This is a genomic window from Methylobacterium sp. B4, from assembly GCF_003201865.1.
Classification (GTDB): domain Bacteria; phylum Pseudomonadota; class Alphaproteobacteria; order Rhizobiales; family Beijerinckiaceae; genus Methylobacterium.
In genome coordinates this window covers 151558-177820 of record NZ_QJJJ01000009.1, presented here as the reverse complement: position 1 = coordinate 177820, position 26263 = coordinate 151558, and the positions used below count along the sequence as shown (strand labels likewise).

Below are 26263 nucleotides of genomic sequence, written 5' to 3'. Positions count from 1 at the left end.
CGGTTCAGCGACCGCGATTCGCATCGAGGAGCTGTCGAAGACCTTCGACACCGCCGCCGTGCTGCACGACTTCACCCTCGACGTGCGGGCGGGCGAGTTGCTGGCCCTGCTCGGGCCGTCGGGCTCGGGCAAGACGACGCTGCTGCGGATCATCGCCGGGCTCGACTTCCCCGATCGTGGCCGGATCATCTTCGGCGGCGACGACGCCACGCGGGTGCCGGTGCAGAAGCGCTCGGTCGGGTTCGTGTTCCAGCACTACGCCCTGTTCAAGCACATGACCGTGGCGCAGAACATCGCCTACGGGCTCAAAGCCCGGAAGCGCTCGGAGCGTCCCGACAAGGCCGAGATCAAGCGACGGGTCGGCAACCTGCTCGACCTTATCAAGCTCTCGGGCTTCGCCGACCGCTATCCCAGCCAGCTCTCCGGCGGCCAGCGCCAGCGCATCGCGCTCGCCCGCGCGCTTGCGGTGGAGCCCCGCGTCCTTCTCCTCGACGAGCCCTTCGGCGCGCTCGATGCGCAGGTGCGCAAGGATTTGCGCCGCTGGCTGCGGGAGATTCACGACCGCACCGGGCAGACCACGATCTTCGTCACCCACGACCAGGACGAGGCGCTCGAACTCTCCGACCGCGTGGCGGTGCTCGACCGCGGCCGCCTCGAACAGGTGGGCACGCCCGACGAGGTCCAGGAGCACCCGGTCTCGCCGACGGTGCTCAAGTTCCTCGGCGACACGATCGAGGTCGAGGCGATCGCTCAGGACGGGAAGGTGCTCGTGAACGGGCGTCCGACGCCGCTGACGGCACCGGAGGGTCTGGTGGGGCCGGTCAAGCTCTACGCGCGGCCCTGGCAGCTTCAGTTCGCGGAGGCCGATGCCGCCCACCTCACGGGCACGGTACGCTCGTCCTACCGGACCCAGGGCCGCCAGCGCATCGAGGTCGACCGGCCCGGCGCGAAGACGGTGGTGGTCGAGGCCTCCGACACCGCCCGCCTTGCCGGCGGCCGGGAGGTGGGCCTGCGGATCGTGGACGGATACGTGTTTCCGTGACCCCGCGGGGCGTGCCCCGCGACCGGTGAAGATCGCGCGTCACGCCGCGCGGAGGAGAGGCGGACGCCTGTCGCGCAGCCCGGCCTCACCCGGGCATCCGCAGCCCGAGGGCCGCGACGATCTCGGGATCGAAGGCGCGACTGACGTCGTCGGTGACGAGGCCGAGACCGTCGAACAGGTTCCAGAAGGCCCAGCCGAAGCCGAACGACTCGATGGTCTCGCGCAGATCCCGGATGTAGCGGGCGCGGTCGGCCGCCCCGGCGGCAACGTAGCGCGCGTCGCTGCGCAGGACGCCGAACTCGCCGATCAGAATTCGGGACGGCGGCACGGCGTGGCGCTCGGCCCAGGCGCGCACCGCCGAGAGACCGTGAACGAGGAAGCCGCGGTCCGGCCGCGCGTCGAAATACTCGCGCATCTTCGCCGTCGTCTCGGCATAGGCGGCAGCTTTTTCGGCCTCCGTGTGCTCGCGGTCCGCCTCCATCCGGCGCCGGACGGCGGCGAGCGTGCGCTCCAGGCTTCCCGCGCTCGCCGGCCAGGGCACGGCATTGAGCGCGCGATAGACCGGCTCGCCCCGCATCCACGGCGCACCCTGATGGGTGAAGAGGTAGGGCTCGTAGTAGTGGACGACGTAGACGAGCGGATCGAACGGCTTGAGGCTGGCCGGATCGAGCGCGTCGAGCCCGGGCACCATGCTGCCGCAGCCGCCCGTCGCCGTGAGCGTCAGGCCCGGCCCGGCATGGCGCGCCGCGGTAAGGAGATCGCGCTGCACTCCGTGCCAGACGGCCGAGCCGCAGGCCTGCGGCGGCTCGTTGACAGGTTCCAGCGCCGTGCGCCGCGGGTCGAGCGCCGATAGCCGCCGAGCGATCTCGGCGGCGAGCGCCGTGTAGGCCCGGAAGCCCGGCGCCTGCGCGCTGGCGATCAGCCGCGCGGAGTTCCAATGATGCGTCGCCTCGTTGATCTGGAGATTGACGAGAACGTCGAGCCCGCTCGAAAGACCCTGGGCAACCGCCGCCTCGAGTTGCTCCAGCAACGGCCGCCGCCGCACCTCGTCGAAGGACAGGAACGGACCGGGATCGACCGGAATACGGATGAAGTCGAAGCCGGCTTCGGCGAGGCGGCGCAGGTCGCCCCGCGTCGGCACAGGCCGCTGATCCTGGAACGGCGGCCATGCATAGTCGGTGCGGGGCGCGGGGAATTCCTTCGTGAGCGAGAACCAGGGCCACACGCTGATCCCCCGCCGCAGGGCAGGCCGCGTCGCTGCCTCGGCCGGATCAGGCCTGAGACAGGCGCCCAGCGCGCCGATCGAGGCGGCGAGGGCGGAGCGGCGGGTCAGACTCATGGCACCGGCTCGGACGAGGCTGCGCGACCGTGCTTCGCCGTCGGCACAGGCGTGGCGGGAAGGCCGGCCAGGGCGAGCAGTTCCGCCTCGTAGCAAGCCAGCACGTCCTGCCACTCGAAGCGCCGCGCTGCATGCAGCCGGGCAGCCCTGCGCGCGGGCGCGAGCTGGTCTGGCTTGCCCAGGGTGAGGGCGATGGCGGCCTCCAATCCGTCCTCGTCGTGGAAGGCGAACTGTGCCGGTCCGGCGGTCCAGGCGTTGTAGACGTTGGCGTGGGCGATCACCGCGTTGCCGGCCCAGAGCGATTCGACCAGGGAGGGATTCGTGCCGCCGACCGTATGCCCGTGCAGGTAGGCGCGGGCGTGGAATCGCAGGGCCTGCACCGTGGTCCTGTCGTAGATCGCTCCCGGGAACAGCACCTCGTCGCTGGCCGCCCCCCGCACGGCCCGATGATAGCGATTGTCCGCATCGAGCCGTCCGACGACGACGAGGCGCAGGCCCCGTCGGCGGCGCGAGAAGGCGCGCACGATCGACAGGACGTTGTTGTCCGGTTCGATCCGGGCGATCGAGACGAGATAACCGTCCGGCTTGAGCCCGAGATCGTCGAGCGGCCCGGTCGAGGCCGCCTCGACGGGATCGCCGCCATAGGGAATCATCGCGATGGCACCCCGCGGGCGTCGTGTCGCGAGATGGTCGGCGATGGCCGGATGGTCGGCGATCAGGCGGTTCGAGGTCCAGGCCGCGATCCACTCGCTGAGCCAGAAGAAGCCGCGGACGGCGCGGCTCCATTTCGGGCGCCGCCACTCGATCCCGTCCATGTTGGTCAGGACCTTCCGGCCGCGCAGGCGCAGGAAGGGGAGGAACACGGCGCCGTTGTAGCCCAGCACGAGGCAGACGGCCCAGTGCCGCGCGGCGTGGCGCGTGCAATGCGCGTCGAAGGCAAGCGTCGCGGCCGCACCCTTCTGCGCGACGGCGACGTGGATGCACTCGATTCCGCGCCACATCCTGGTCTCGAAGCGCGGGGCGACGCGATCCACCTCGCGCTGGCAGTAGACCGTGACCCGCCAGCCGCGGCTCGCCAGATGCAGCGCCAGCCGCTCGGCCAGCGTCTCGAAGCCGCCATGGGCCGCCGGGATGCCGCGGGTTCCGAGAATGGCGACGGCGGGACAATGCGCCGGGGCGAGGGCGGTGGGTGCGTTCAACGGGGGACCGACGGGCCTGGGGCTTGCTCGGCCGTCGGCCGCGCGACAAGCCCTGCGCCGCAACGAGACGCGCCGAGTTTCACGGAGCCGGGCCAAGTGACCCCATGCGCATAGCCTGTCTTCATCAAGGCTACGAACTCTACGGGTCCGACCGCAGTTTCGTCGAGACTGTCAGATTCATTCGCGAGATCTTCCCCTCGGCGGATTTGACGGTCGTTCTACCGCGCTCCGGCCCGATTGTCCCGCTTCTGGAGGGAATTGCGACCCGGATCGATTACGAACCGCTGTGGATACTCCGCCGGAAGGGGCTCGCCCGCCTCGCGACCCTCGACCTGCTGCGCCTGCCCCTCGCGCTCCTGCGCGCCGGCCGGCGCTTTGCCGGGCACGATCTCGTCTACGTCAACACGACCGTGGTGGCCGACCATCTCATCGCCGCCCGCGCCTTTCCCGGCCGCGCGCTGCTGCACGTCCACGAGATCCCGCAGGGGCCGGTGCTGACCGTGCTGCGGGGCCTCGTGCGCTGGAGCGGGGCGCAGATCGTGTTCAATTCGCAGGCCACCCGCGCGGCCTTCGCGCTGCAGGAGGGAAGGCCAGCACGGGTGATCTACAACGGCCTCGCCGGTCCACCGGCGCCGCTGCGGCAGAGCTACGACGGGACGCGGCCCCTGCGGGTGCTGATGCTCGGGCGGATCAGTCGGATCAAGGGGCAGGAAGTGCTGCTCGACGCCCTCGATCTCCTGCCCGAAGACACACGCGGACGGCTCGACCTGCGGATCGTCGGCAGCGCCTTCGAGGCCCCCGAGCGCGAGGCGGCCTTGGCCCGGCGCATCGCCGACTCGCCGGCCGCGGGCCGGGTGCGGCTGCTGCCCTTCGATCCCGAACCGGACCACCATTACCGCTGGGCCGACATCGTCGCGGTGCCGTCGCGCCTGCCGGAATCGCTCGGCCGCGTCGCCATCGAGGCGATGGCCTACGGGCGCCCACCGCTCGTCTCGGAGATCGGCGGCCTGCGCGAGGTGGTCGAGCACGGACGCACCGGATGGTGCGTGCCGCCGGACCGGCCGGACCGCCTCGCCGAGACCCTGGCGAGCATCGTCGCGCATCCCTCGGCCTGGGCCGGCTTCCCCGAGGCCGGGCGGCGGCGCTACGAGGCCCTGTTCAGTGAGGATGCGGCGCGCGGCGCGTGGCATGCCCTGCTCGCCGAACGCTTCGCCGGGGTGCCGGGGCCGATGCAGCCATGATCCGCGCCGACCTCGCCCGGCTCGGGGGCCGCTTCGCCGTGATGCTCGGCGGCGAGGTCCTTCAGAGCCTGTTCCATCTCGGGCTGAACCTCGCCCTGATCCGGGTGCTGTCGGCGCACGATTACGGTCTGTTCGCCATGGTCTTCGTCCTCGGCGGCGTCGGCCTCACCCTCGTGCGGGCGCTCGCGGGCGTGCCGGCCGCCACCTTCATCCCGCAGGCGCGCTCGGCCGGGGCCGCCCGGGCCCTGGCCGTCAGCTTCGGCACCGGAGCGGGTATCCTCGGCCTTGCGCTTGCCGGCCTGACCACGGCGGGCCTTCTGCCCTTCATCGGCCGCGATGCTCTTGCCGCGGGCGCCTTCGTCGGCCTGTGGTCGCTTCGCAGCTACCTGCGCATCGTCCTGTTCGCCCGGCGGCGCGCGGCACTCGCGGGCGCGAGCGATCTCGCTTTCACGCTCAGCGGGACGCTGATGCTCGCGCTCCTGCTCGCCGCCGGCGGCAGCGATGTTCTGGGGATGAGCCTCGCCCTGCTCGCCGCGGCCCACGGCATCGGCATCGCGGCAGCGCTCGCCCTCGCCCGGGAGCCGGTCCGGATCGGTCTGCGCCATACCCGCCGGCGCTACGCGCGGTTGCGCGGCTCGCTCTCGTGGTCTCTGGCCGGCGTGACTACCGCGAACGTTCAGGCGCAGGGCCAGATCCTGCTGATCGGTGCCCTGGCCGGCCCGGAGGCCTACGCGCCGGTCGCCGCCTGCCTCGTGCTGTTCTCGCCCCTGCGCCTGCTGGGCGCGGTGGTCGTGAACCTGATCCAGCCGGAGATGGCGGTTCAGCTCATGCGGGGAGAGGAGGGGCAGGCGCGCCTGCGACGCCTTCTCGGCGCAAGCACCGCAGCGTTCTTGGCCGCCTGCCTTGCCTACGGCATCGCGCTTGCCGCCCTCTTCACGCCGATCGAAGACCGCCTCTTCGCCGGTCGCTTCGCGGGCGAGCCCCTGGGCCTCATCGCCGCCACCGTCTGGCTCACCGTGACGGTCACCATGCTCTACGCCGCGCCGAAGACGTTGCTGGAGACGCGCCGCGCATTCCGCAGCCTCGCCGGGACTGCGCTGGCCAGCGCGTGCATCGGCATGGCCCTGATCGCGCTCCTCATCGTCTTCGGTTCGCCCGCTTGGTCGATGGTCGGCGTCGCTCTCTCCGAGATGGTCGTGCTGATCCGGTGCTGGCGGGCGCTGGCGCCGTCGCACGGTCGGGATCGCCCGCGCGGGCGGCGCTGGTCCGGGCTTACGCTCGAATCCCGGGACGGCTCCGTGAAACCTTCGAGGGTGATCCGATGAGCGGACCGGCCAAAGCGCTGCCCCCCATCGCGGGCGATCGACACGGCGCCGCGGGCCCGGGAGAGAGCTGCTACACGGCCCTCCTTCACGGCGACGCGGAGGCGGTCGCACCGCTCTGGCGCCTTCTGCAAGCGGAGGGAGCCTGCACTGCCTATCAGCACATCGGGTGGATGGGCGGCCTGCTGCGGCACCTCGCGGCGGCGCGGGGGGTCGAGCCGCTCTTCATCGAGGTGAGGGCGGGCGGGTGCCCGATCATGCTGCTGCCGCTCGCCCTGCACCCGAACGGCTTGTGCCGGGTGATCGAGGCCCTCGATCTCGGCGTCTGCGACTACGCCGCCCCCTTGCTCGCTCAAGGGCTCGAACTTTCCCCCGCCGAGATCGACGCGATCCGGCGGGCGGTGCGGGACGTGCTGCCCGCTGCCGATCTCATCCGCATCACCCGTATGCCGGCGCGCGTCGCAACCGAGCCGAACCCGCTGGCACGGTTTCCGGGCGTGCGGCGCATCGATCTCGCCCGTTCCGGTTTCGCGCTGGAGGGCGATCCCGCGACGCTTCTGAAGCGGGTCTGCACCCCGTCCGCATTCAAGGATCTCGCGCGGCGGGCGCGCCGCTTCGAGCGTTTCGCGGATGCCGGCTTCGTCGTGGGCCAGGGACGCGACGAGATCGCCGCCCTCGTCGAGGTGATGATCGCCCAGCGCCGCGCGCGCTTCCACGAACTCGGCCGCTACGAACCTCTCGACGCGCCCGGCGTCGCAGCCTTCTACCGCGAGGCCGCGCTCGCCCAGCCCGAGGGCGGGCTCGTGCGGGTGTTCGGCCTGCGGGCCGAAGGCCAATGGATCGCGACCGCCTACGGTCTCGTCCACGACGGCGCGTTTCACGGCACCATGCTCACCTTGGCGGATGGGCCGTTCCGCGCCGTGGCGCCCGGCCTCCTCATCGCCTCCCGCATCATGGTCTGGGCTCGGGAGCAGGGTCTCGGCTACTTCGACTTCACGATCGGCGCCCAGCCCTACAAGAGCGGCTTTCGCCCCGTGGAGGAGCCGCTGTTCGAATGGGCCGAGCCCCTCACCCTGCGAGGCCGCCTCGTCCTCAGGCTGAGCCGGGCCGTCGCCGGGGCAAAGGCGCGGGTTCAGCGCCATCCCGCGTTGGCCGGGCGCCTGCGGTCGGGCGTACGCTTCCTGCGCCGCCTGAAGGGCCGCCGGGCCGCCGACACCAGCGGCCTTTAATCCGCGATCGCGCGTGCGTCGCTGCACGTCCCAATCGCGACCGAGGCATTATAACAATATCCGTCAGAGCAAGAGCGCATAGCCATCCGGTTGTGCTGCCGTAAAGGAGATCGAACATCCAATGAATTTGCGAGTTGCCGCCGTCGTTTCCGCCATCATTCTTGGCGTGAGCGCTCCGGTCTCGTCCGTGATGGCTCGCGGCCTGGACGCACCTTCCGCCCTTTACCCCGATGTCACGGTCACAGGTTCCCTCGGTGTTCATGACGCTCCCGCACATACGTTCTGCCCCGGCAGCTCCGCGAGCGAGGGTAACGCCAACCAGCAGAACTTTCCGGTGAAGCAGTACGGCCAGACCTCCGGCGGGCCCCTCTGTTAATATTTCACACCTCGCAGGCTATGGTCCTGCATGAAGGTGCTGCAAAGAGAAACAGATCGAAACGGGCTTGTGCGGGATATCGTGCATTTCCGATTTCATTCCGGAAATTTATCGGCAAAAATCGACGCCTGACTTTCCAAATTCGATCAAATCGACGCGATGTTCATCGCCTCGACACAGTTCTTATCTCATCTCGACGGATCGACTGGGCCGCTGGCCCGGTTTCTGCCTGTCTCCGACGCGCCGTCCGGCCTCGCCCGAGGGCCGTGGACCGTGTCGGTGAACAGGACCACTCATCGAAGGAATCGACCGACCATGCAGCTGAAGCCTGTTTCCTACGCCATGATCGCTGCCTTCGCCGGCGGCCTCGTCGTCACCGTGATCGGATCCATGAACGTTCTGCTCGGTGGGATGTAAGCCTCCCGCGCGAAAACCCTCCCGCCGTCCTCGCTGCCTCGAGCGGGGACGGCGCGTTCAGCCCCGCCGCACGACCGCGTCGCGGTCGAGCCGCAGCAGCAGGGCGATCGGGATCAGGCCGATCGTCACGATCAGCAGCGCGGCCGCGGCACCGTCCTCGTAGGTGCCGCGGGCGGCCTCGCCGTAGAGGTGGGTGCTCAGCGTCTCCACGTTGAGCGGACGCAGCAGCAGCGTCACCGGCAATTCCTTGGCGATGTCCACGAAGGCCAGCAGCGCCCCGCTCAGCACCGCGGGCCAAGCCAGCGGCACCTGTACGGTCGCCAGCGTCGTGAGCCGGCCGCGCCCCAGCACCCGGGCGGCATCCGGGATGGTGCGGGGGATCCGGGCAAGACCCGCCTCCGTGGCGCCGACCGAGACCGTGAGGAAGCGCAGCGTATAGGCCAACACCAGGGCCGCCCCCGTCCCGAGTCCGATGGCGGGCGCCCAGCCGAGCCAGGCGCCGCCGGTGCGGGCGAGGCTCGTATCGAGCAGGGCGAGGGGGGCGAGCAGCCCCACGGCCAGCACGGTGCCCGGCATGGCGTAGCCGAGGCCCGCGGCCCGGATCAGGAGCCATCCCGCCCGCCGCCCGATCAGCGCGGGAGCGGCGGCGACCACCAGCCCCAGTATCACCGTCACGCCCGTGGCGAGGCCGGCATAGAGCACGGTGTTGCCGGCCTGCGCCGCCATCGTGTCAGGAAGCCCGGATTCTCGCAGCCGATGCCAGGCCGAGACGGCGAGATAGCCCGCGGGCAGCCCGAAGCCGAACAGGACCGGGATGGCGCCGAGGCTGAGGGCGGCCCAGGCGCGCCATCCGGCGAGCGGGCGCCGCGCGCTCGGCCGATCGCGGTGGGAGCTGCCGGCATAGCCGCGCCCGCCCCGCGCCACGCGCTCCAGCGCCACGAGCCCCACCACGCAGGTCAGCATCACCAGGGCGATCTGCGCGGCCCCGGCGAGGTCCGTGCGGTTCACCCAGGTGGCGTAGACCTGCACCGTCAAGGTGCGCACACCGAGGAATTCGGCGGCGCCGACATCGTTGAGCGTCTCCATGAGGGCGAGCCCGGTCCCGAGCGCGATCGCGGGGCGGGCCAGCGGCAGCGCCACACGGAAGAGAGTCCGCCCGGGCCCGGCGCCGAGCATCCGCGCGGCTTCCAGGAGGGTGCCCGCCCGCATCAGGAACAGCGCTCGCGTCGGCAGGTAGACGTAGGGGTAGAGCACGAAGCCGAGGAGCGCGATGCAGCCCGGCAGGGAGCGCAGTTCGGGGAAGGGTAGGTCGCGCGGGCTCGACAGCCCGAACAGGGCGCGCAGCCCGCTCTGCACCGGACCGAGGGGGTGCAGGAGGTCGAGATAGGCGTAGGCCACCACGTAGGTCGGCACGGCGAGCGGCAGCAGAAGCGCGGCTTCGAGCCAGCGACGGCCCGGGAAAGCGAAGGCCGAGACGAGCCACGCGGTCGCCGTGCCGAGGCCGATCACGAGCAGGCCGACGCCGACGAGCAGCAGGGCGGTGTCGCGGATCGCCTGCGGCAGGACGTAGGCCGCCAGATGCGGCCACAACTCGCCCGTCCCCTCGGTCGCGGCGATGGCGAGCGAGACGACGGGGGCCAGGAGCAAGGCCGCCAGCACCGCCGCCGCTGCCCCGCTCAAGGCTCGCGCCACCGTCATTCCCGCTCCCGTCTTCCCGTTCCGGTCGCCCGGCGAGGTTCTTCTTCCCGGCATGTGGACCGGTGTGGCGAGCGGCCCGGCGGTGCGGCCCGGCCCGAAAACGGGTGCCGTCCTCGATCGCCTTCGCGTGGACCTTTTGTCGAGAGGCGCGGCCCCACATCGGAGGCCGCGCGAGCCGCCTAGAGACGGCGTCCACGTCGTCGAAAAGCGCTCTAGTTGTCGAAGCCGACCTTGTCCGCCAGCAGGCTCGCCGCCTTGCGGTTGCGGGCGATCTCGACCAGCGGCGTCGTGTCGAAAGTCAGCGGGCCGAGCGCCTGCAGCAGCGGATCGATCGCGGCGCCGGGCTTCACCGGATATTCGAAGTCGGTCTTGGCGTAGAGCGCCTGCGCCTCGTCGGAGACGAGGTATTCGAGCAGCTTCACCGCCTCGTCGCGGTTCGGCGCATTCTTGGCGACGATCGCGCCCGAGACGTTCACGTGGGTGCCGCCGCCCTCGAAGGTCGGCAGTACGACCTTGATCGCCTCGCCCCACTTCTGCTGGTCCGGGCCGCCCCGGCCGGAGCGCATCAGGCCGACATAATAGGAGTTGGCGAGGCCGATCTCGCAAAGATCGGCGGCGATGTCGCGCGCCACGTCCCGGTCGCCGCCGGCGGCCTTGCGAGCGAGGTTGGCCTTGACGCCCTTGAGCCACGCTTCCGTCTTTTCGGCGCCGTGTCGCACGAGATAGGCCGCGATGAGGGCGGTGTTGTAGGGATGCTGGCCCGAGCGCAGGCAGATCTTGCCCTTCCACTTCGGATCGGCGAGCGATTCGTAGGTCGCGGCGTCGAGGTCGTTCAGCGCCTTGTCGGCGTAGAGCACGCGGGCGCGCATCGAGAGGGCGAACCAGCGCCCATCCGCGTCGCGCAGGGTGGCCGGCACGGCGGATTCGAGCGCGGTCGAGCGCACGGGCTGGGCGAGATCCCGGTCGACCAGTTCGATCAGGTTGCCGATATCGACCGTCATCACGACGTCGGCGTTGCTGCGGGCGCCCTCCGCCGCGACGCGCTCGGCCAAGCCCTTCTCGACGAAGACGGTGTTGACCTTGACGCCGCTCTTGGCGGTGTAGGCGTCGAGGAGCGGCCGGATCAGTCCGGGCTCGCGCGTGGTATAGAGGTTGACTTCGGCACTCTCGGCCCGGCCCGACAGGGCGAGCGAAAGACCCAGAGCCGCAAGACAACCGAACCGCCCCAAGCGCGACATGACACCTCCCCCGGAACACTCTCCCCGGCGCGAAGGCCGATCCGGCGCGAGAGAGTGCGATCGATCAAGAGTTCAGCGCCGCACGATCTCAGGACAAGCGGGTGGTGCGCCGAACATCGCCGTTGCGAAGGCGGTGTTATACAGGCGTGATTGGTCCGGCAAGGCTGCTTTGTTTATAGATGTTCCAAAGAAGAGTGCCCTATACCGTTCCGTCTTCCTCCGGGAAGACGAGAACGTGGTCCTCCACGAGGCACAGGCCCACGGTCTCGGCGTCGGCCTGCTCCTGCGGGACGGTGAGGCGCAGGGGCGCGTCGAGGCCCGCCACCGCCACGTCGAGGCGCCGGTTCGGCCCGGCGAAGGCGCGGCGCAGGACGCTTCCCGTCACTTGGCCGCGGGCATCCTCGTCCGCCGGCACGACGCGTATCGCCTCGGGCCGCAGGCAGACGCGCACCGCGCCCTCCGGGATGGAGGCGGGCAGGGGACACGTCCCGAGCGGCGTCGTCACCCGTCCCGAGGCGGCGCGTCCGGCCATCTCGACCACCTCGCCGAGGGCGCGCGCGGCGACGACGTTCGCCGGTGCGCGATAGAGAGTTTCGGCGCTGCCGCACTGGATCAGGCGGCCCGCACGCATCAGGGCGATGCGGTCTGCGAACTCCACGGCTTCCGCGGCGTCGTGCGTCACGAGGATCGCACTGATGCCGGCCTGACGCAGGACTCCGAGCGTGTCGGCCCTGACGCGCTCGCGGGTGCCGAAATCCAGGTTCGAGAAAGGCTCGTCGAGGAGCAGCACCCGCGGCCGCGGGGCGAGCGCGCGTGCGAGCGCCACCCGCTGCGCCTCGCCGCCCGACAGGGTCGCCGGATAACTCTCGGCACGTGCCACGAGCCCGACTTCGGCGAGGCGTTCGAGCGCCACCGTTCGTGCCGTGGCGCCCGGAAGGTGACGCAGGCCGAAGCGCACGTTGGCCAGGACCGTGAGGTGGGGAAACAGCGCGTAATCCTGGAACATCAGGCCCACGCCGCGGCTCTCCGGCGGCTCTTCGCGTCCGCCCCCCGCGACGGCGCGGCCGTCGATGCGGATCTCGCCCGCATCCGGCCGGTCGAGCCCGGCCACGAGGCGCAGCAGCGTGCTCTTCCCGCAGCCGGAATCCCCGAGTACGGCGAGGATCTCGCCCGGCCCGACCGACAGCGAGACGCCGTCGAGGGCGAGCGATCGGCCGTAGCGCCGGCTCACCGCGCGCAGCTCCAGGCGCGCCGGTCCGGTTCTATCCCGGGGCGTATCGGGGGCCTCCTCGCCCTCGGAGCGGTCGGCGGCTGCGTTTCGGTCGCGTTGGAGCAAGGACGGAAGATCCGACGAGAGGGCCGGCGCGGAGGATGGCCTCGGGGCAACTCCTCCCTCGCACATCGCCCGCGCCGAGACGAGCATCCTTCTCAAAGCCGTTCGGGCATGCTATCGCCGCGTCGATGCCGCACACCGACCGTTCGCGCCCTGCCGGGCCGCGGTCGGGCCTCCGGGAAACCGGGCGCCCTGCGTGTGATGCCATCGGCGGGTGTAGCTCAATGGTAGAGCAGCAGCCTTCCAAGCTGAATACCCGGGTTCGATTCCCGGTACCCGCTCCACTCTCTCCCTCCTGAGAACGGCTTTCCCTGCAGGCGCTTAGGCGCCCCGGGGTGGTATCCCCGGCTACATGCGCGAGCGCCGGATACCACCGGGATACCACCTTCGCGAGTGGTATCCCCCCTAGGCAGCGGCGCCCTTCGCGACCCGCCGGACCTTCTTCTGGGCCGTGACGGTGTCCCGCATCAGCGCGACGAGGGCCTGCCCGGGGACGCGGTAGTGCTCGGGCGCGGCGCACTCCAGGGTCTCGCTTCCCCGCTGGACCACGAGACGCGTCGGCAGGATCCCGGTCGCGATCCAAACCTGGCGGTCGACCTTGCGGACCCACTCAGCCAAGTGGCCGAGGTTGTAGATCTCGAAGAAACTGTTGACCGCCCGGAGGCGGACCCGCTGCTCCTCGATGCGCCGCATCAGGTCCCCCAGCTTCACCAGGCCGATGCGGATCTCGCGGGTCGTGGCCTCCGGTCGGCGCAGGACCTCCAGGGTCTCGGCGACCTCCCGCTCGATTGCGAGCAACTGCTCGGGGACCGTCGGGCCAGAGCGGAATAACTCGGCCCCGTGCAGCGCGTAGCCCTGGACAACCACGCCCCGGACGCGGGCGTTCTCGGTGCCGTAGTCGCGGAGCTGCTCATCAGTCGAGAGCATGCCGTCGCCGTTGGCCACGCGTTCGAGCCGCGCCCAGACCGTCCGCCCGAGCATCGCCTGCAGGCGGCGCCGGACGTCCATGAAGGCCTGGACGGCCGGGTCGGCTCGCATGGCGGCGATCTGGTCGACGAGGTCGGATCGCTGGGAGAGGACCATGCGCTGCCGCTCGACGTAGTCGCGCCGGTCCCGGGCCGCGTCGAAGTCCTTGACCAACTCGTCGAAGACGACGCCGTAGCGCTTGTGGGCGCAGTCCCGCCCGACGAGCCGGCGCCCGCCGGAGCGGTAGAGCATGACCACGCCCTTGTCGTGGTTGGGGTGCTTGCAGAACACGCACTGGGCGCGGCCGCGGTCCCGGCCCGCGACGTTGTAGGCCAACTCGACCATCGCCTCCTCGTCGGGCGGCGGGTCGTTCGAGACGTTGTCCAAGCTTTCCGGGTCGTCGGTTGTGAACTCCATCGTGAGGAGTTCGTCGTCGGATCGGGTTTTCCAGAAACCGGCACCCGACTTGTCAAAAAGGGCTTCGAGGTCCGCCAAGGGCATCTTCCTGATTACCAGTCAACGGAAGATGGAAACACAGTAAGCAGTTCGCCACCAGCGTCCCGCGAATCTTTACGCAGTTACCTGTGGATAAGCGGGCCTGGATACACCCAATCCGACTAGCACTTCGCGGCCGGTTCCACTAACGCCCGCGACCATCGCCTCCAGGGCCACGACCCAGGCGGCGATCTCCTCGATCATGCAGGCCACGAAGGCGTGGTCGCCGAGGACTTTGCGCCGCTCCCGGAGCTCCGCCTGCATCAGACCGACCATGGTGTTCGTGACCCGGTCCACGGTGTTGGCCGGCTGCTCCAGGCGCGCGATGCGGGGTGCCACGAGGTGCGTCAGGACGGCATGGCGGCGCAGGGTCGCCTCGGTCATGGCCGCGGGTCCAGGATGATCTCCTCGGCGGGCTCGCTTAGGTCCCTCGGGCTGAAACGGCCTTCTCAAGCTCGGTCTTCTCACGCCACATGGTCGGCCTCCTAGAACCGGGTGCAGTCGGGGCCGCCGCGGCCCCATCCGCGCCAGCGGTCGACGATGGCTTCGGCCTCCTCGGAGAGGTCGTGGCTCCCGTGCCATTCCTCGATGGCGCCGGGGACCTGCAGGGCGGCCAGCACCCGCTCGCCGCGTTCGGTCAGCCACGCCCCGCCGACGGACCCGCCGTGCTCGGTCAGGGCGGCGTGGTCGAGCAGGTAGCGGAGGACGTATTCGCGGCCCTGATCCTCGCCCCAGACCGCCTGCTGCAGGTTCTCCTTCTCCCACCTCGGGTGCGCTTCCAGGGCCCGGCGCAGCCAGTCGGCGGCGGTCCACGGCGCGCCGCAGCCGCACCAGCCGAGGTATTGGGAGACGGCCGCGATGGTGACGGCGGCTTCGCGCTTATCCATGGAAGGACCCCACCTGCGGCAGGTCGGCGTCCCGGGCGCGCCGCGGCTCGTCGGTCCACGGCACGCCCCGCACCCCAGCGAAGAGGGAAGCTACGCCGGCCGGCTTCGGCGTCAGGTTCGTCCAGAGCTCGTAGCGGTGCCGGCCGGTGGTGGGCTCGTCGATCCGTACGATGGCCGCCCCGGGACGCAGGTGCTGAATGACCGCCCGCAGCGCCTCGGCGTCCGCGGCATGGCTGGCCCGCTCGCGGTCGAGCGCGGCGGCGGCTTCCTCGATCATGGGCTTGCACGACTTCACGCCCACGTAGCGGCTTCCTCGGTCACCGAGGCGGTCGTCGTTCTCGGCTACCTGAAGGCGCAGATCGAACCGGTCGCGTAGGGTCTGCCCGTCCATGGTCAGGCAGCCTTTCCGAGCAGGCGGGCGAGGATCGACGGCGGCCGGGCGACCTGCGCCAGGGCCGCGTTCCGGGCCTCCCTCATGCGTCGGAGGCCTTCCGAGCGGCGCTCGTCCCGAAGGGCCCACATTCGCCTGTGGAGACCCATGCGAAGGCTGGTGCGCTCGGCTTCAGGGGCGAGGCTGGCAACATCGAACCAGAAGGCGTGCGGCTGACCGATGTTGTAAGGGTCCTCCAGCATCCCGAGGCCGACCTTGACGACGCGGTCGAGGAACGCCTCCCACGACCCGTAGGCCGCCACGGCGTCCGAGCGCATCCGGATGGGGTGGCCGTCGATGGCGAACAGCACCGGGGGCCCGAGCGGGCGCTTCGGCGTCGGCGGCAGCGGCATGGGCAGCCCGCGGGCGCGGCGGACGCGGTTCCAATGGAGGCGCATGGTCAGACGCGCTCCAACATGAGGACGCTCTCGATGGCGTTATCCCTGGCCTGCTTATACTCGGCGTCCCCGTCGTTCGGGTACCGATTGAGGGCATCGTTCCACCCGGCCCGGTACAGGGCCTTCAGGCCTTTGCCACGCACGAACCCGGCGTCACGCAGCGTCTTCAGTCCCGCACTAGGACGTCCGAGAAAGTTGAACTCCGCCATAGCCGCCAGGAACGCGTCCTCGTCTGACAGGGCCAGCAGCTTGGCGGTGTGAGCCGCCTCAGCCTCGGCCCGGCGGCGATGCCGGAGTTCCAGGACCGCCCCTTCGAGGCGCCCGGCGTCCTTGTCATCCAGCGCGGCGACGGCGCGCGCGAGCTCGTCCAGTTCGTCGTCCTTGAGCATGTCGTGATCCCTTCCCACAGGGATCGTGGACCGCACATGCCGATTCGGCCACAGGGCGCTTGACGCGGGATGGGTTTCCGGTCTTGGATTGAGTCGTTCCCCGCTCCGGTGGGGGCAAACCCGGCTTCCCCCCACGCGCTCGGGGCGACCGAGCTCCTCCCGGCTGCGGGAGGGCAGACCTGATCGAAGGGTGTCCACACCCTCCAGCGTCACTCCTCCCGGCTCCGGGAGGGCAGACCGAGACCGAATGGGCCTGGCATCGCGCCGGGCCTTTTTCGTTTCGGGGCTTGCACTGCGACTTGTTTGTCCTATCATATCGGACATGGTTGCCTCGGTTTGAACCGGGGGCCATCACGGCAGCAGGAAACCGCATCATGGCCAGCAAAACCTTCTCCAGCATCGTGCTCTTGCCCGAGCACCTCGACGATCTCGCCGCGGCGCTCGACGCCATCAAGGGCCGCGCCAAGGTCTTCCCGACCGCCGGCCAGATCATCGCCGCGGCCGAGCGCGCAGAGCAGCGCCTCGACGACGCCGGCGTCGCCTACAGCAACCGTGTGGGCTGCCTCTACGCGTTTCGCGAGGCCGGCCCGACCGCAAGCTCCTACAAGTACCGGAAGACCGTCATCTCCTTCGCGCTGAAGCGGACCGCCAAGGGATGGTTCGTGACCTCGGCCGGCTCCGAGGAGGTCCATCCGAAGCAGTCGAAGCTTGACAGGGTCGACCTCACGGCCAAGGCCAAGGAGGCCGTGCTCAGGGCCGCCCTCCGCGGGTTCGGCGAGCTCCCCGCCAAGGCCGCCTGAGGGGACCGGACATGAGCCAGACCCTCCACACCCTCTCGGAGCGCGCCCTCGCGGCGCCCTCCCTCCTCAGGCTCTGGGACCTCGTCGAGGCCTACGTCGAGGCCTGCGACGAGCAGGGCGTCACGACCGCCGAGGGCGGCCTCGACCTCGGCGAGCTGCCGACGTTCGGCGGCGACGTCCCGGCCCACATCGGCAACGGTGTCACCGTCCGGTCCTGGGACGCCACCCACATCCTCATCGACCGGCGCTACGCGGCGCAGCGGTTCGTCCTCGTCCCACGCTCCGCCTACGCCTGACCCACCGGCGCCACGGCGAACACCACATCAGGGCGGTCCCGACCGGGCCGCCCTTCCGCACGTCAGGAGCCCACAAATGCCGCGCCTCGTACTCAGCCCCATGCCCCAGCCGACTGACGGTGGCGTCTGCGTCGGCACGCTCGACGGCGAGCCCTGCACCTTTCACGGACGCACAGCGACCGCCGGCGGCCGCGAGTACGAGATGAAGGTAATCTCGGTCGACATCTTGGAGGCCGTCGACGTCGCGGCGAAGGCCGTCTTCGGGCCCGAATGGGTCCAGGCGCTCGCCCTCGTCACCGGTTTGAATCCCCGGACCTGCCAGCGCGACCGCATAGGCCGCTACGGACTCCCGGCGCCGATCCTGCGAGCCCTCGGCGAGGCTGCCGCTGAGCCATGGCCCCGGGTCACCGGCGACATGATGCTGGCCTGCGCCCGGCTGCTAAAGACCAACGCCATCGGAAACCGCTCCGGGCTGCACGCGCGGCACCCCGCCTTCGCCGGCCCGCCTGTCGGGCACGACGTCGACGCCACGATGCACGTCATCGCACAGCAGGCTCGCGCGCTCGTTTTTCGCCTCGTCGCCGAACGCTCCGAGCACCGTGCGCCCGCCCTCGACGACGACGCTTAACCCCTTGTTAGGGGGTGGAAGTGTAGCTTCGCCCCACGGGACCGCCTCGGCTTGAGCTGAGGGCCCGCCACTACGACGGATGCAGGAAACCGAAATGACGAGCAAGTCGCCCTTCGAGGCGGCTGCCGCGGAGATGCGCGCCGATATCGAGGCCGCAGACCGGGCAGCCCAGACACGCCCCCACGATCACGTCCTCACGCTCGCCGAGCTCTACCAGGGCGCCGAGCCCGGGGACGTCCTCGACCAGGCCGCCCGCGCCGCCGGGGCTACTCTCGCGGTGCGGAACGTGAGCCATCTGAGCCTGAAGACCTTGCAGGCGCTGGAGGCCGTCCGCCGAGAGCCTACGCTGCAGGGGCTCCGGCAAGTCGCCTGCGTCGCAGACGCATTCGTCCATAGCCAGGATCGGTTCCGCGTAGCCCGGAGTGCGCATCAGGACTGGCGCGACCATGCGGCCATCCTGCTGATGCTCGCCGGCGACCGCACCGGGGCGCGGATGACCGTCAGGAGGGCGTTCTCGCTGCTCCTCGCCGGCGACCACTCCTCTCTCTGCCTTTACGAGCTGTGGATCACCCTCGTGGAGGCGCTGCACGTCTCGACGGACGGCCGCGGCGAGGACGAGCCGGACGACTACGGCCCCATGCCGCGGATGCCGGCGAGGCTCATCGCCCGGCAGTGCCTCAGCATGCAGACGGAGGTCACGCTGCTCCATGAGCATGCGACCGCGGCCCTCCTCGACGGCATCGCCGATGACATCCCGCCCGATCCGGACTTCGACGACTTCATGGACCTGGAGCGGCCCGGCCCGCTGCGGCGCCGGCCCCTGCGGCCCGCTCCCCGACCGGTGCGGAAGGCCGTCCCCGCGGCCCCGGCCACCCCGGCACCGGAGGGCGGTCCGGCGCGGCGTCCGCTCGTCTCGGGCAGCCTAGATCACCTCACGGGCGTCATGGCTCCCTACAAGAAGCTGGCGAAGGCGCCGCTTCCCTCGGTCGCGGTGGGCGACCTGGCCGAGATCCGCGACGGCCTCGTCGAGGAGACGCCCTGGGCAGCGGCGGAGATCGCGCGGATGCTCGCGCCGCTCGCCGGCCGCGACCGCGTCGTCCTGCCCGGGCACCTTCTGGTCGGCGCCCAGGGATCGGGAAAGTCAGAGTGCTCCGTGCGCCTGCTGGAGCGGCTCGGGCTGACCACGTCCGTGTTCCCGGCCGGCGGCACGAGCGACGGGGCGTCATTCGGCGGGACGAGCCGGATGTATCACACAGCCCGTCTCAGCGTGCCCGGCCAACTCATGCTGTCGGCCGGCAGCGCGACGGTCGGCCTCGTCATCGACGAGGCGGACAAGATCGGCACGTCAGACCTTAACGGTCTCCTAACCGCGTCCCTCCTGGCGGTGACGGAGCCTTCGCGGCGCCATGTCTACCGGGACCCGGGACTCGACGCCGAGACCGACCTGTCGGGCCTGTCCCTGATCATGACGGCGAATCGCGTCGATCCGCTCCGGGGCCCCCTGCTGGACCGGCTCACGGTAGTGCCCTGGCCCTCTCCGCGGCGTCAGGATCTCCCGGTCGTCGCCAGGGGCATCGTGCGGGCGCTGCGGCGCGAGGCGGGCACGGACGCCGTCTGGCTCCCGGACCTCGACGCGTCCGAGATCAAGGCGCTCCAGGGCTGGCAGGGAGGCAGCATGCGGCCGCTCCGGCGGGCGGTCGAACGCCTCGTCGCGCTCCGGTCCGATCCGCGGCTGGCCAACTGAGGAGGGGATCATGCGTCGCGAAACCCGCCCTTTCCATCCCGCCGGCTCGCCCATCGTCGAGCTCTGCCAGATCCGCCTCGCCGCCGCCGTCGCCGCCGGGCGCGTCCCGGAGGGGGCCGGCCGCATCGCGCAGAGCCATCTCGCCGCGATCCAGGTCTTGGTGCGGATCGGCGAGCTCTCCCCGGTCGAGGCCGCCCTCCAGGCGGCCGAGGCGGTCGAGTACGCCACCGGCACGCTGGAGATCCTCTATGCGTGAGGATCTCCACGCCATCCGCGATGACGTCCGCTCCGCGTGGGCGACGCGGCGCTGCTGCGGCCTTGTCGGCATCGCCGCCACGCTCCGCATCGAGCGTGTCATCGCGCTGGACGCGGCGGGTCGCATCAGCCGGGCGGACGCCGTCCGGATGGCCCGCGAGGCGGAGGCCCTGGCCCTGTGCTTCCCCCCGCTCCCGACGCTCTGACCCAGGCCTACTACAACCGCGGCCAGCGCTGCTGGTCGGTCCGTGTGCGCGGCCTCGTCGCCGCCCACGTGCCGGCCCTGGCCCTGTCGGACTGCACTCTCCGGGCGTCGGAGGCCTCCCGCCTCCGGTGCCTGCGGAAGGCTAGCAGGGACGTCCACGCCTGGGTGGCGGGGACACCCCTCGAAAGGCCGCGCCCGCGGACCGCCGTCCGCATCGGCTACCGCCTGTCCGAGGCCGGCTTCCGGCGCCGGGACACAGGCGCCGTCATCACACACGCCGACGTCGTCTGGCTCGAAGCCGACGGCAGCGCGTGGGCCCTCAATCCTCTCTGAAGGTCTCCTAGAATGCGCGTTCTGATCCTTGCCGTTGCCGCCCTCGCTCCTTCCGTCGCGCTCTCGGATGAGCTCTGGCCGACCTTCAACTCGGGCTGGCAGTGGGCCTTGACCGAGGACATGCCGGGAGGCCTCCGCCGCTACGGCATCGTCGACGCTGAGCCGGCCGGCCCGGCAACGTGGAAGATCCGGGTCCAATGCGGGGTCGAGGATCCCCGCACCGGCCGCGTCGTCAGCCGGGTCGTGGGCACCGGTCTGAGCACCCGCGCGCGGATGCCCGGGTTCGGCGGGCGCTACGATACGGCGGACGGGCGCTGCGGCTCATTCATCGTGACCCAGGACGACAAGGACCCCGAGCGCCTGGACCTGTACGGGGAGTTCGACGAGGGCGTTCCCGAATGCCCTCGGCGTGGCGTGGGAGCACTGTCGTCGGGAGACTGATCGCCTACCGTCAACTTTAACTTTGGGGCCTATTAGCGCCGTCGCGGATGCCGCAGCCGTACGAATAGCCGTTGACGTATTCGGCGACGCGGCGACAATCAGCCTTCGGGACGGGACCGTGCGGATTCGCTTGCTGGGAATAGGCAAGTTGAACACTGTTCAGAAGTCTTGCCCGCTTTCCTGCACTTGACGACCCCGCAGCAGCGCACCCCGAGAGCGAGCCCCCGTGCGATCCGACGAAATTCCTACAGACGTGAGCCCGCTACTCGCGGCCGTCATGGCGCGGTTCCAGGGCGCCAGCGTCGTCAGCGTCCGCGACGCGGCCGCCGTAGATCACGCCGCCGAGGCCGCCGAACGCGCCGCCCGGCAGGCCGCCGCCGACGCCGCCGCCGAGGTCCGCGCCCGCGAGTTCGCCTGGCAGCAGGAGGAGCACCGCCAGAGCTTCCGCAGCGTCGCCCCGGCCTGCGTCGCGAACGGATGGAGCCTGTTTCCGCAGGCGCGCCGCGGCCGCCGCGGCCCCATCCTCGTCCTGCAGGCGAACAACAGTCGGAAGACCCTGCAGTGGGGGCCGTACCAGGAGCGCTTGCCGACCCCGGACGAGCTGACTTGGTGGGCGAACAGCGAGCGCCGCGACAACCGGGCCAACACGGCCCTCATCATGGGCCCGATCTCGGGCGGCGCACTGGCCGTCGACATCGACGTCAGCAACCCGGCGATCTCTGACGTCGTCCTGCGCCTCGCCGACCAGCACCTAGGACGCACCGAATTCCGGCGCGTCGGGCGCGCCCCGCGCATCGTGCTGATCTACCGCTCGGACCCGGCCGACCCGGTCCGCAACAAGTCCTTCGCCCTCGACGCGAAGGACGCCGAGGGCGCCGACCAAGCCATCGAGGTCCTCGCGGACAGGAAGCCGATCACCGCTTTCGGCGCCCACCACAAGACCGGCCGGCACTTCGAGTGGGTCGGCGCCTGCCGCCCGGACACGCACGGCCCCGAGCACGCGCCGGTCGTCACGCAGGCCGCGATCGAGGCCTTCGTCTCCGCCATCGACGCCGCCGGCGTCATCGTCCCGAACCTGCGCCGCGCCCTCGCCGTCGGCGACGGCCCCATGATCGATCCCGCCCTCGTCACCGCGTCGGGCTTCGTGCGGCCCGGCGTCAACATGTCGATGAGCGGCGTGGTCTGGGACGCCCAGGGCAAGGTCAGCGGCGGCCGCGAGGCCTACGTGCACAGCCGCGCCTACTCCTACGTCCTCCACAATGCCGGCCTGGCCCTGACCGAGGACGGGCCCTACACGCTCGCCGGGCTGCTCAAGGACGAATGCGAGGCCGCGTTCGCGCCAGGGGGGACGAAGTTCAAGAGCCCCCAGGAGCTCGTCCGCGGCTGCCGGGAGCGCATCGACAGCTCTGTGGCGAAGCTGAAGCGCGGGGAGATGAAGTCCCGCGGCATCGTGCGCGACGAGGCGACCGGCAAGGTCACCGCCGTCCCGGTGGTTCCGCACGCGGTCGAGCGCCTGGAGGCCGACGACCTGTCCTGGCTGCCGACCGAGCGCGCGAAGCTGCCTGACGACGTCGTCCTCGAGCCCGCCGATCCCGCCCTGGCCCGGGAGCGCGCGCTGATCTCGAAGGCCGAACGGGACGAGCAGTCCCTCCGGCTCGGGACGTCCATCGTCGAGGTGTTCCGGAAGTTCCACGACATCGTCCGCCGGGACCACGCCCTCGGGAAGGAAGCCCCCGTCCGCCCGGTGTTCCTGCTCCGCACGCCGACCGGCGCCGGGAAGTCCAGCACGGCGGTGAGGGTCACGACCGAGGACCTGGCGAAGAACGGCCCCATCCTCGGCGCCGGCTCCGTCGGCGAGGGGGAGCAGCGCCGGCCCGCCCGCGGCGCGATGCTCTACATGCAGCCGAGCTACGACAACATCGCGGAGAACGTCGAGCGCTTCCAGCGGTCCTCGCGCGGCGCCACGGCGGTGTTCCGGCGGAACGCGGAGGCCGCGGCCAAGGACCTGCCGGCCGGCACGCGGTATCTCATCCTCGAAGGCAAGGAACGCGGCGGCTGCCTGCGCGCCGACGACCAGCGGGTGCTCCGGGCGGCGGGGATCTCGACGGCCAACCTGTGCAAGGCCCAGGTCGAGGACGGCGTCGGCGGGACCGAGGAGCGGGTCTGCTCGCACTACGACACGTGCCCCGTCATCGCCGCCCGCAAGCTGATCACGGAGGCCGAGGTCATCTTCGTGCCGACCGCGTTCTTGACCTCGCCGAGCCTGCCCGCCGGGCTCCTGGATCACGTCGCCGGGGTCATCATCGACGAGCGCTGCTGGACCGAGATCTTCCGCTGGGACATCTTCCCGACGGCGACGCTCGACCAGCACCGCGCCCCCCCGCGCACGTACAAGCGGGACAAGGGCGAGACCGGCGAGGACCTGGCGGTCGCCCGTCAGTACGCCGCCCGGACCGCCGCCGAGGCCATCCGGAAGCACCGTGATGTCGCGGCGATGCTGGTCGTGGAGCACGGCATGGAGAAGGCCGAGGCCTTCGTCGAGGCGGCCGTGAAGGTGTGCGGACGCGCCCAGGAAGCCGGGCGCAAGCTGCACCCGGGCATGAACTCCGAGGCCATTAAGCTCCTCGCCGAGCGGCCGAAGGGCAAGCACCTGAGAGAGGAATGGCGGTTCTGGAAGATCGTCGAGGAGCGCCTGGCCGCGCTCAAGCACGACGGCGTGATCCGGGACCTCAACGGCGGCAGGGACCGGCTCGACCGCGACGGCAACGCGATGCCGGGGCAGGCCCGGGGCGAGCGTGACTACCGCATCCAGACGCTCGACGGCGGGGCCAACGTGCGGATCTCGTGGCGCGCCGAGCCCAACTTCGCCGAGAAGCCGATCCTCCTCCTCGACGCCTCGGCCGACGAGGAGCTGACGTCGAAGTGCTGGGGCGGCCGAGATGTGCAGGTCACGCACCTCGACGCCGAGCTCAACTTGCGGACCGTCCTCGTCGCCGACCGCGCCTGGCGCTCCGCGGAGTTCCAGATGGCGTATGCCGGCGCCGACAAGTCGAAGCGGCGGGCCATCGCCGCGACGGTCAAGCGCTTCCGCCACGCCATCTCGGCGGCGTCGCTGCTCTACGGCCACGGCCGTATCCTCGTTGGGGCTCCGAAGGCGACGCGCGCGGCGCTAATGGATGCCTGGGGCGAGCCGGCGAACTGCGACTGGGCGCACTACGGGGCGATCCGCGGGCTCGATTTCGCCCGGCGGCACCTCGTGGCGTTCTCGGTCGGTAGGCACGAGTTCCCGGTCCGGGTCATCGACGGAATCGTCGCCGCGGCGACCTACGACGACCCCGAGCCGGAGACCCCCATCGACCCCTGGGGCGACGGCTGCGTGCACAACGAGGACGGCAGCCTCGCCACGGACGACCGGGGCTACGCCATCGAGGTCCGCCCCCCGCAGGTCCGGCGCACGCACCCGCTCCGCAACGGCGGCAGCGTCACGGTCACAGTCTCGGAGTACGAGGGCCGCTGGGCGCGCACGATCCAGCGCCAGTTCCGGGAGGAGGAACTGGCGCAGTTCGCCGGCCGCCTGCGCCCGGTCTACCGCGTGGACGAGGAGGCGCCCCTGTGGATCGCGGGCTCCAAGGTCCTGCCGGAAGGGTTCGTCGTCGACGACGTCGTCGGGATGGCCGACCTCGCCGATCCCGCCCGCGTCGGCGCCCTGTTCGACGCCATCCGACGCACGGGCGTCGCCGACGCCAGGGTCATCGCGGAGCGGGCGCCGGATTCGAGGCTGCGGGGGGCCGCGGCGGCGGTGCTGCACGAGCTCGGGCTCGACGCGCCCGACGCCACGAGCCGGTGGTCCAAGGGCATGGCGGCGGTCGAGGCGGTGGTGGACGGCGTATCGACCACGGTGCAAGTCCCCGCCTACGTGGGCGATCCCGTGGCCCACGTCCGGGAGACCTACGCGGCCTTCGGCATGGACGTGACCGAGACCGAGTTCCTGGCGCTCGGCGCCCAGCCCGCCGGGGGGTACGCCAGGTCCGAGGAGGGCGACAAGGTGGTGGCCGAGGTCGGGACGCGGGCCGCGCGCGCGGCCCGGGAGATCTCCGTCCGGGAAGAGGTGCGGGCGTCGTTCGACCGCGTGGCCAGCAACTTCCGCACCGACGCGGCCACGCTGTTCGGGCCGCACGGCATCGACATGGACGAGCAGATGGTCCTGGTGGCGAACCCGCCGCCGCCCGCGGACGACGGCGCCGAGGTCATCCCCTTGCCGGTCGGGACGGGCTCAGGGCCCGCAGTCCAGTCGGAGCCGGACGCGGCTGCCGCATAGCCGTCGGGGTACGCGTGCGCTTCGGGACGCGCGCCCCCCGCGGGTCGCCGATCCTGAGGCGCAGGCACTTCACGCCGTTCTTGACGGGCGAGCGCTCGAATTCCCACTCGAACGGGACGCCGACCCGGCGGAGGTCCTCCGCGACCGGGCCGAGTAGCTGCTGCCCGATTGCCGACGGGGACACCATTCCGCTCGCGCCTAGGGCCGCCTGCATCTCGACGGCGGGGATCTCCAGGCTCAGGTGGCCGCCGCGGCCCCGCCGGGCCCTCCAGCCGCGCGGCAGCGTCGCCCCGGCCTCGGTCCACGCCAGCAGCCTGAGGTAGACGACCGGGGTGTAGCGGCAGGAGAACGCGGCCATGACGCGGGGGTCGTAGCCGAACGGGGCGGGATCGGGACCGTCGTCGGTGGCGTCCGCGTGCGGATGCGCGATGGCCGCGATGGTGCGGTCGGCCTTGAACTGCACCGCCTTGGCATTCGCCGCGATGCGATGCCGCGGACGCTCGACGTCCTCGTGGACGCCCGGCGCCAGGATGGCCACCTCGCCCAGCGAGGGCTCGCCGGCGATGCTCGCCCTGATGTGCGCCGCCCGGGCGTGAGCCTCCACCATCGTGCCGACGTTCACCCGCCCGACGTCGGAGAGAAGCGGCCCCAGCGGCATGCCGATTGTCTCGCGGGGGCGGTCGGCGAGGTGCTCGTAGTCGAACCTGGCGTCGAGCCAATCGCCGCGGTCGAGGTCCCGTCCCGCCGCCCGGGACAGCACGGACAGGGCGAGGCGGACGGCCTTGGCATCGACGCGCTCGCCGGGCGAGACCGGGTCGCCGTCCACGTGCAACGGCATCCGGGACGACAGGACGAGGTGGCGGGCGAGGTGGCGGCTGAGGGGCTGCATGGCGCGATCCGAAGCGGTCCTGACCCCTATAGTGCGACTGACGTTGGAATAGCTCAATGACTCATTTCTAGCAGTGTCTTAGACAAACGCACCCCAGTCCTTCAGGGGGTAGGGGGTTCCCACCCACCGGGAGTAAGCGAGCGTCAGCGAGCTATAGGAAACCTTTGTTCAGAGGGTTCCTACGCGCGCGCCTGCGCGAGGGCTGACGCCCCCGCTCCGTCGCGCGTGAGGTCTGGGGTTGACCGCTGTAGGAAGGCTGACCTCAAGGAGTGGGCTTCGCCCTGTTCTCAAGGGGTGAAGAACCGCCGCGCTACCGCCACCGCCCCGACGCCGCCGCGAGGCCGCCAGGGGCGAC

26 protein-coding genes and 1 tRNA gene are annotated in these 26263 nt (G+C 71.0%); 15 read left to right on the top strand and 12 right to left on the bottom strand.

The genetic code is table 11. The annotated features are described in order from the left end of the window. The first annotated feature begins 16 nt into the window (after positions 1 to 16). A complete protein-coding gene (locus tag BY998_RS13765; protein WP_110352198.1) occupies positions 17 to 1042 on the top strand; it encodes a sulfate/molybdate ABC transporter ATP-binding protein in 1026 nt (341 codons plus the stop codon). Between the two features lie 85 nt (positions 1043 to 1127). Here BY998_RS13765 and BY998_RS13760 read toward each other — a convergent pair whose 3' ends face one another. Continuing rightward, complete coding sequence (locus tag BY998_RS13760; RefSeq protein ID WP_110352177.1) at positions 1128 to 2381, bottom strand: cellulase family glycosylhydrolase; 1254 nt, start codon at positions 2379 to 2381, stop codon at positions 1128 to 1130. After that, positions 2378 to 3580, bottom strand: a complete 1203-nt coding sequence (locus tag BY998_RS13755; RefSeq protein ID WP_110352176.1) for a DUF1972 domain-containing protein — start codon at positions 3578 to 3580, stop codon at positions 2378 to 2380. The genes BY998_RS13760 and BY998_RS13755 overlap by 4 nt, the downstream gene beginning before the upstream one ends. A gap of 104 nt (positions 3581 to 3684) precedes the next feature. On the opposite strand from BY998_RS13755, the gene BY998_RS13750 reads away from it, so the two are divergent. The 4 genes from BY998_RS13750 (at position 3685) to BY998_RS24745 (ending at position 7748) form a co-directional block, all read left to right on the top strand. Next, a complete protein-coding gene (locus BY998_RS13750) occupies positions 3685 to 4821 on the top strand; it encodes a glycosyltransferase family 4 protein (RefSeq protein WP_110352175.1) in 1137 nt (378 codons plus the stop codon). After that, positions 4818 to 6146, top strand: coding sequence for a hypothetical protein (locus tag BY998_RS24395; protein WP_181425519.1), 1329 nt, complete (start codon positions 4818 to 4820; stop codon positions 6144 to 6146). Before BY998_RS13750 ends, BY998_RS24395 begins: the two co-directional genes overlap by 4 nt. Next, positions 6143 to 7372 carry a GNAT family N-acetyltransferase gene (locus tag BY998_RS24390; RefSeq protein WP_181425518.1) on the top strand — a complete coding sequence of 410 codons (1230 nt, stop codon included), beginning with the start codon at positions 6143 to 6145 and terminating at the stop codon, positions 7370 to 7372. The genes BY998_RS24395 and BY998_RS24390 overlap by 4 nt, the downstream gene beginning before the upstream one ends. Positions 7373 to 7493: 121 nt before the next feature. Continuing rightward, complete coding sequence (locus tag BY998_RS24745) at positions 7494 to 7748, top strand: hypothetical protein (protein WP_110352174.1); 255 nt, start codon at positions 7494 to 7496, stop codon at positions 7746 to 7748. Positions 7749 to 8222: 474 nt separating this feature from the next. Here the strand turns inward: BY998_RS24745 and BY998_RS13735 are convergent, their stop codons facing one another. From BY998_RS13735 to BY998_RS13725, 3 genes are all read right to left on the bottom strand, one after another. Next, positions 8223 to 9863, bottom strand: a complete 1641-nt coding sequence (locus BY998_RS13735; protein ID WP_110352173.1) for an iron ABC transporter permease — start codon at positions 9861 to 9863, stop codon at positions 8223 to 8225. A gap of 212 nt (positions 9864 to 10075) precedes the next feature. Continuing rightward, complete coding sequence (locus BY998_RS13730; RefSeq protein WP_110352172.1) at positions 10076 to 11101, bottom strand: extracellular solute-binding protein; 1026 nt, start codon at positions 11099 to 11101, stop codon at positions 10076 to 10078. A 199-nt stretch (positions 11102 to 11300) separates the two neighbouring features. Further along, on the bottom strand, positions 11301 to 12347 hold the full coding sequence (locus BY998_RS13725) for an ABC transporter ATP-binding protein (protein ID WP_348629223.1): 1047 nt from the start codon (positions 12345 to 12347) through the stop codon (positions 11301 to 11303). A 297-nt stretch (positions 12348 to 12644) separates the two neighbouring features. Between BY998_RS13725 and BY998_RS13720 the strand changes: the two genes are divergently transcribed. Continuing rightward, positions 12645 to 12718: transfer RNA gene (locus BY998_RS13720), tRNA-Gly, on the top strand. A gap of 121 nt (positions 12719 to 12839) precedes the next feature. On the opposite strand, the gene BY998_RS13715 is transcribed toward BY998_RS13720, so the two are convergent. From BY998_RS13715 to BY998_RS13690, 6 genes are all read right to left on the bottom strand, one after another. Continuing rightward, positions 12840 to 13817, bottom strand: coding sequence for a hypothetical protein (locus tag BY998_RS13715; protein WP_146221781.1), 978 nt, complete (start codon positions 13815 to 13817; stop codon positions 12840 to 12842). Between the two features lie 153 nt (positions 13818 to 13970). Continuing rightward, complete coding sequence (locus tag BY998_RS13710) at positions 13971 to 14279, bottom strand: hypothetical protein (RefSeq protein WP_110352170.1); 309 nt, start codon at positions 14277 to 14279, stop codon at positions 13971 to 13973. Positions 14280 to 14380: 101 nt separating this feature from the next. After that, complete coding sequence (locus BY998_RS13705) at positions 14381 to 14782, bottom strand: hypothetical protein (protein WP_110352169.1); 402 nt, start codon at positions 14780 to 14782, stop codon at positions 14381 to 14383. Beyond that, a complete protein-coding gene (locus tag BY998_RS13700) occupies positions 14775 to 15173 on the bottom strand; it encodes a hypothetical protein (protein WP_110352168.1) in 399 nt (132 codons plus the stop codon). The genes BY998_RS13705 and BY998_RS13700 overlap by 8 nt, the downstream gene beginning before the upstream one ends. 2 nt (positions 15174 to 15175) lie before the next feature. Further along, positions 15176 to 15610 (bottom strand): hypothetical protein, encoded by a 435-nt coding sequence (locus tag BY998_RS13695; protein ID WP_110352167.1) that lies wholly within the window; start codon positions 15608 to 15610, stop codon positions 15176 to 15178. A 2-nt stretch (positions 15611 to 15612) separates the two neighbouring features. After that, positions 15613 to 15999, bottom strand: coding sequence for a hypothetical protein (locus BY998_RS13690; RefSeq protein WP_110352166.1), 387 nt, complete (start codon positions 15997 to 15999; stop codon positions 15613 to 15615). Positions 16000 to 16373: 374 nt separating this feature from the next. On the opposite strand from BY998_RS13690, the gene BY998_RS13685 reads away from it, so the two are divergent. The 9 genes from BY998_RS13685 to BY998_RS13645 all read left to right on the top strand — a co-directional run bounded on the left by BY998_RS13685 (position 16374) and on the right by BY998_RS13645 (position 25019). Next, a complete protein-coding gene (locus BY998_RS13685; protein WP_110352165.1) occupies positions 16374 to 16799 on the top strand; it encodes a hypothetical protein in 426 nt (141 codons plus the stop codon). Between the two features lie 11 nt (positions 16800 to 16810). Continuing rightward, on the top strand, positions 16811 to 17095 hold the full coding sequence (locus tag BY998_RS13680; RefSeq protein WP_110352164.1) for a hypothetical protein: 285 nt from the start codon (positions 16811 to 16813) through the stop codon (positions 17093 to 17095). Positions 17096 to 17171: 76 nt separating this feature from the next. Further along, positions 17172 to 17723, top strand: a complete 552-nt coding sequence (locus tag BY998_RS13675; protein WP_110352163.1) for a hypothetical protein — start codon at positions 17172 to 17174, stop codon at positions 17721 to 17723. 94 nt (positions 17724 to 17817) lie between these two features. Beyond that, entirely contained in the window at positions 17818 to 19467 is a 1650-nt protein-coding gene (locus BY998_RS13670) for a hypothetical protein (protein ID WP_110352162.1), read from the top strand. Between the two features lie 10 nt (positions 19468 to 19477). Further along, positions 19478 to 19723: a hypothetical protein gene (locus BY998_RS13665; RefSeq protein WP_110352161.1), complete on the top strand. Its 246-nt coding sequence runs from the start codon at positions 19478 to 19480 to the stop codon at positions 19721 to 19723. After that, positions 19716 to 19928: a hypothetical protein gene (locus BY998_RS13660; protein ID WP_110352160.1), complete on the top strand. Its 213-nt coding sequence runs from the start codon at positions 19716 to 19718 to the stop codon at positions 19926 to 19928. The genes BY998_RS13665 and BY998_RS13660 overlap by 8 nt, the downstream gene beginning before the upstream one ends. Further along, on the top strand, positions 19901 to 20260 hold the full coding sequence (locus BY998_RS13655; protein WP_110352159.1) for a hypothetical protein: 360 nt from the start codon (positions 19901 to 19903) through the stop codon (positions 20258 to 20260). The genes BY998_RS13660 and BY998_RS13655 overlap by 28 nt, the downstream gene beginning before the upstream one ends. 12 nt (positions 20261 to 20272) lie before the next feature. Beyond that, complete coding sequence (locus tag BY998_RS13650; RefSeq protein WP_110352158.1) at positions 20273 to 20701, top strand: hypothetical protein; 429 nt, start codon at positions 20273 to 20275, stop codon at positions 20699 to 20701. Between the two features lie 253 nt (positions 20702 to 20954). Then, a complete protein-coding gene (locus BY998_RS13645; RefSeq protein ID WP_146221780.1) occupies positions 20955 to 25019 on the top strand; it encodes a bifunctional DNA primase/polymerase in 4065 nt (1354 codons plus the stop codon). Here BY998_RS13645 and BY998_RS13640 read toward each other — a convergent pair. Next, positions 24949 to 25908 carry a hypothetical protein gene (locus tag BY998_RS13640; protein ID WP_110352156.1) on the bottom strand — a complete coding sequence of 320 codons (960 nt, stop codon included), beginning with the start codon at positions 25906 to 25908 and terminating at the stop codon, positions 24949 to 24951. The two genes, BY998_RS13645 and BY998_RS13640, sit on opposite strands and share 71 nt — an antisense overlap. Positions 25909 to 26263: the final 355 nt, after the last annotated feature.

Excerpts from the sequence above, each read along its gene's own strand:
- BY998_RS13760 (WP_110352177.1), bottom strand. The coding sequence starts at position 2,381 with ATGAGTCTGACCCGCCGCTCCGCCCTCGCCGCCTCGATCGGCGCGCTG.
- BY998_RS13750 (WP_110352175.1), top strand. The coding sequence starts at position 3,685 with ATGCGCATAGCCTGTCTTCATCAAGGCTACGAACTCTACGGGTCCGAC.
- BY998_RS24395 (WP_181425519.1), top strand. The coding sequence starts at position 4,818 with ATGATCCGCGCCGACCTCGCCCGGCTCGGGGGCCGCTTCGCCGTGATG.
- BY998_RS24390 (WP_181425518.1), top strand. The coding sequence starts at position 6,143 with ATGAGCGGACCGGCCAAAGCGCTGCCCCCCATCGCGGGCGATCGACAC.
- BY998_RS24745 (WP_110352174.1), top strand. The coding sequence starts at position 7,494 with ATGAATTTGCGAGTTGCCGCCGTCGTTTCCGCCATCATTCTTGGCGTG.
- BY998_RS13735 (WP_110352173.1), bottom strand. The coding sequence starts at position 9,863 with ATGACGGTGGCGCGAGCCTTGAGCGGGGCAGCGGCGGCGGTGCTGGCG.
- BY998_RS13730 (WP_110352172.1), bottom strand. The coding sequence starts at position 11,101 with ATGTCGCGCTTGGGGCGGTTCGGTTGTCTTGCGGCTCTGGGTCTTTCG.
- BY998_RS13715 (WP_146221781.1), bottom strand. The coding sequence starts at position 13,817 with ATGGAGTTCACAACCGACGACCCGGAAAGCTTGGACAACGTCTCGAAC.
- BY998_RS13710 (WP_110352170.1), bottom strand. The coding sequence starts at position 14,279 with ATGACCGAGGCGACCCTGCGCCGCCATGCCGTCCTGACGCACCTCGTG.
- BY998_RS13705 (WP_110352169.1), bottom strand. The coding sequence starts at position 14,782 with ATGGATAAGCGCGAAGCCGCCGTCACCATCGCGGCCGTCTCCCAATAC.
- BY998_RS13700 (WP_110352168.1), bottom strand. The coding sequence starts at position 15,173 with ATGGACGGGCAGACCCTACGCGACCGGTTCGATCTGCGCCTTCAGGTA.
- BY998_RS13695 (WP_110352167.1), bottom strand. The coding sequence starts at position 15,610 with ATGCGCCTCCATTGGAACCGCGTCCGCCGCGCCCGCGGGCTGCCCATG.
- BY998_RS13690 (WP_110352166.1), bottom strand. The coding sequence starts at position 15,999 with ATGCTCAAGGACGACGAACTGGACGAGCTCGCGCGCGCCGTCGCCGCG.
- BY998_RS13685 (WP_110352165.1), top strand. The coding sequence starts at position 16,374 with ATGGCCAGCAAAACCTTCTCCAGCATCGTGCTCTTGCCCGAGCACCTC.
- BY998_RS13680 (WP_110352164.1), top strand. The coding sequence starts at position 16,811 with ATGAGCCAGACCCTCCACACCCTCTCGGAGCGCGCCCTCGCGGCGCCC.
- BY998_RS13675 (WP_110352163.1), top strand. The coding sequence starts at position 17,172 with ATGCCGCGCCTCGTACTCAGCCCCATGCCCCAGCCGACTGACGGTGGC.
- BY998_RS13670 (WP_110352162.1), top strand. The coding sequence starts at position 17,818 with ATGACGAGCAAGTCGCCCTTCGAGGCGGCTGCCGCGGAGATGCGCGCC.
- BY998_RS13665 (WP_110352161.1), top strand. The coding sequence starts at position 19,478 with ATGCGTCGCGAAACCCGCCCTTTCCATCCCGCCGGCTCGCCCATCGTC.
- BY998_RS13660 (WP_110352160.1), top strand. The coding sequence starts at position 19,716 with ATGCGTGAGGATCTCCACGCCATCCGCGATGACGTCCGCTCCGCGTGG.
- BY998_RS13650 (WP_110352158.1), top strand. The coding sequence starts at position 20,273 with ATGCGCGTTCTGATCCTTGCCGTTGCCGCCCTCGCTCCTTCCGTCGCG.
- BY998_RS13640 (WP_110352156.1), bottom strand. The coding sequence starts at position 25,908 with ATGCAGCCCCTCAGCCGCCACCTCGCCCGCCACCTCGTCCTGTCGTCC.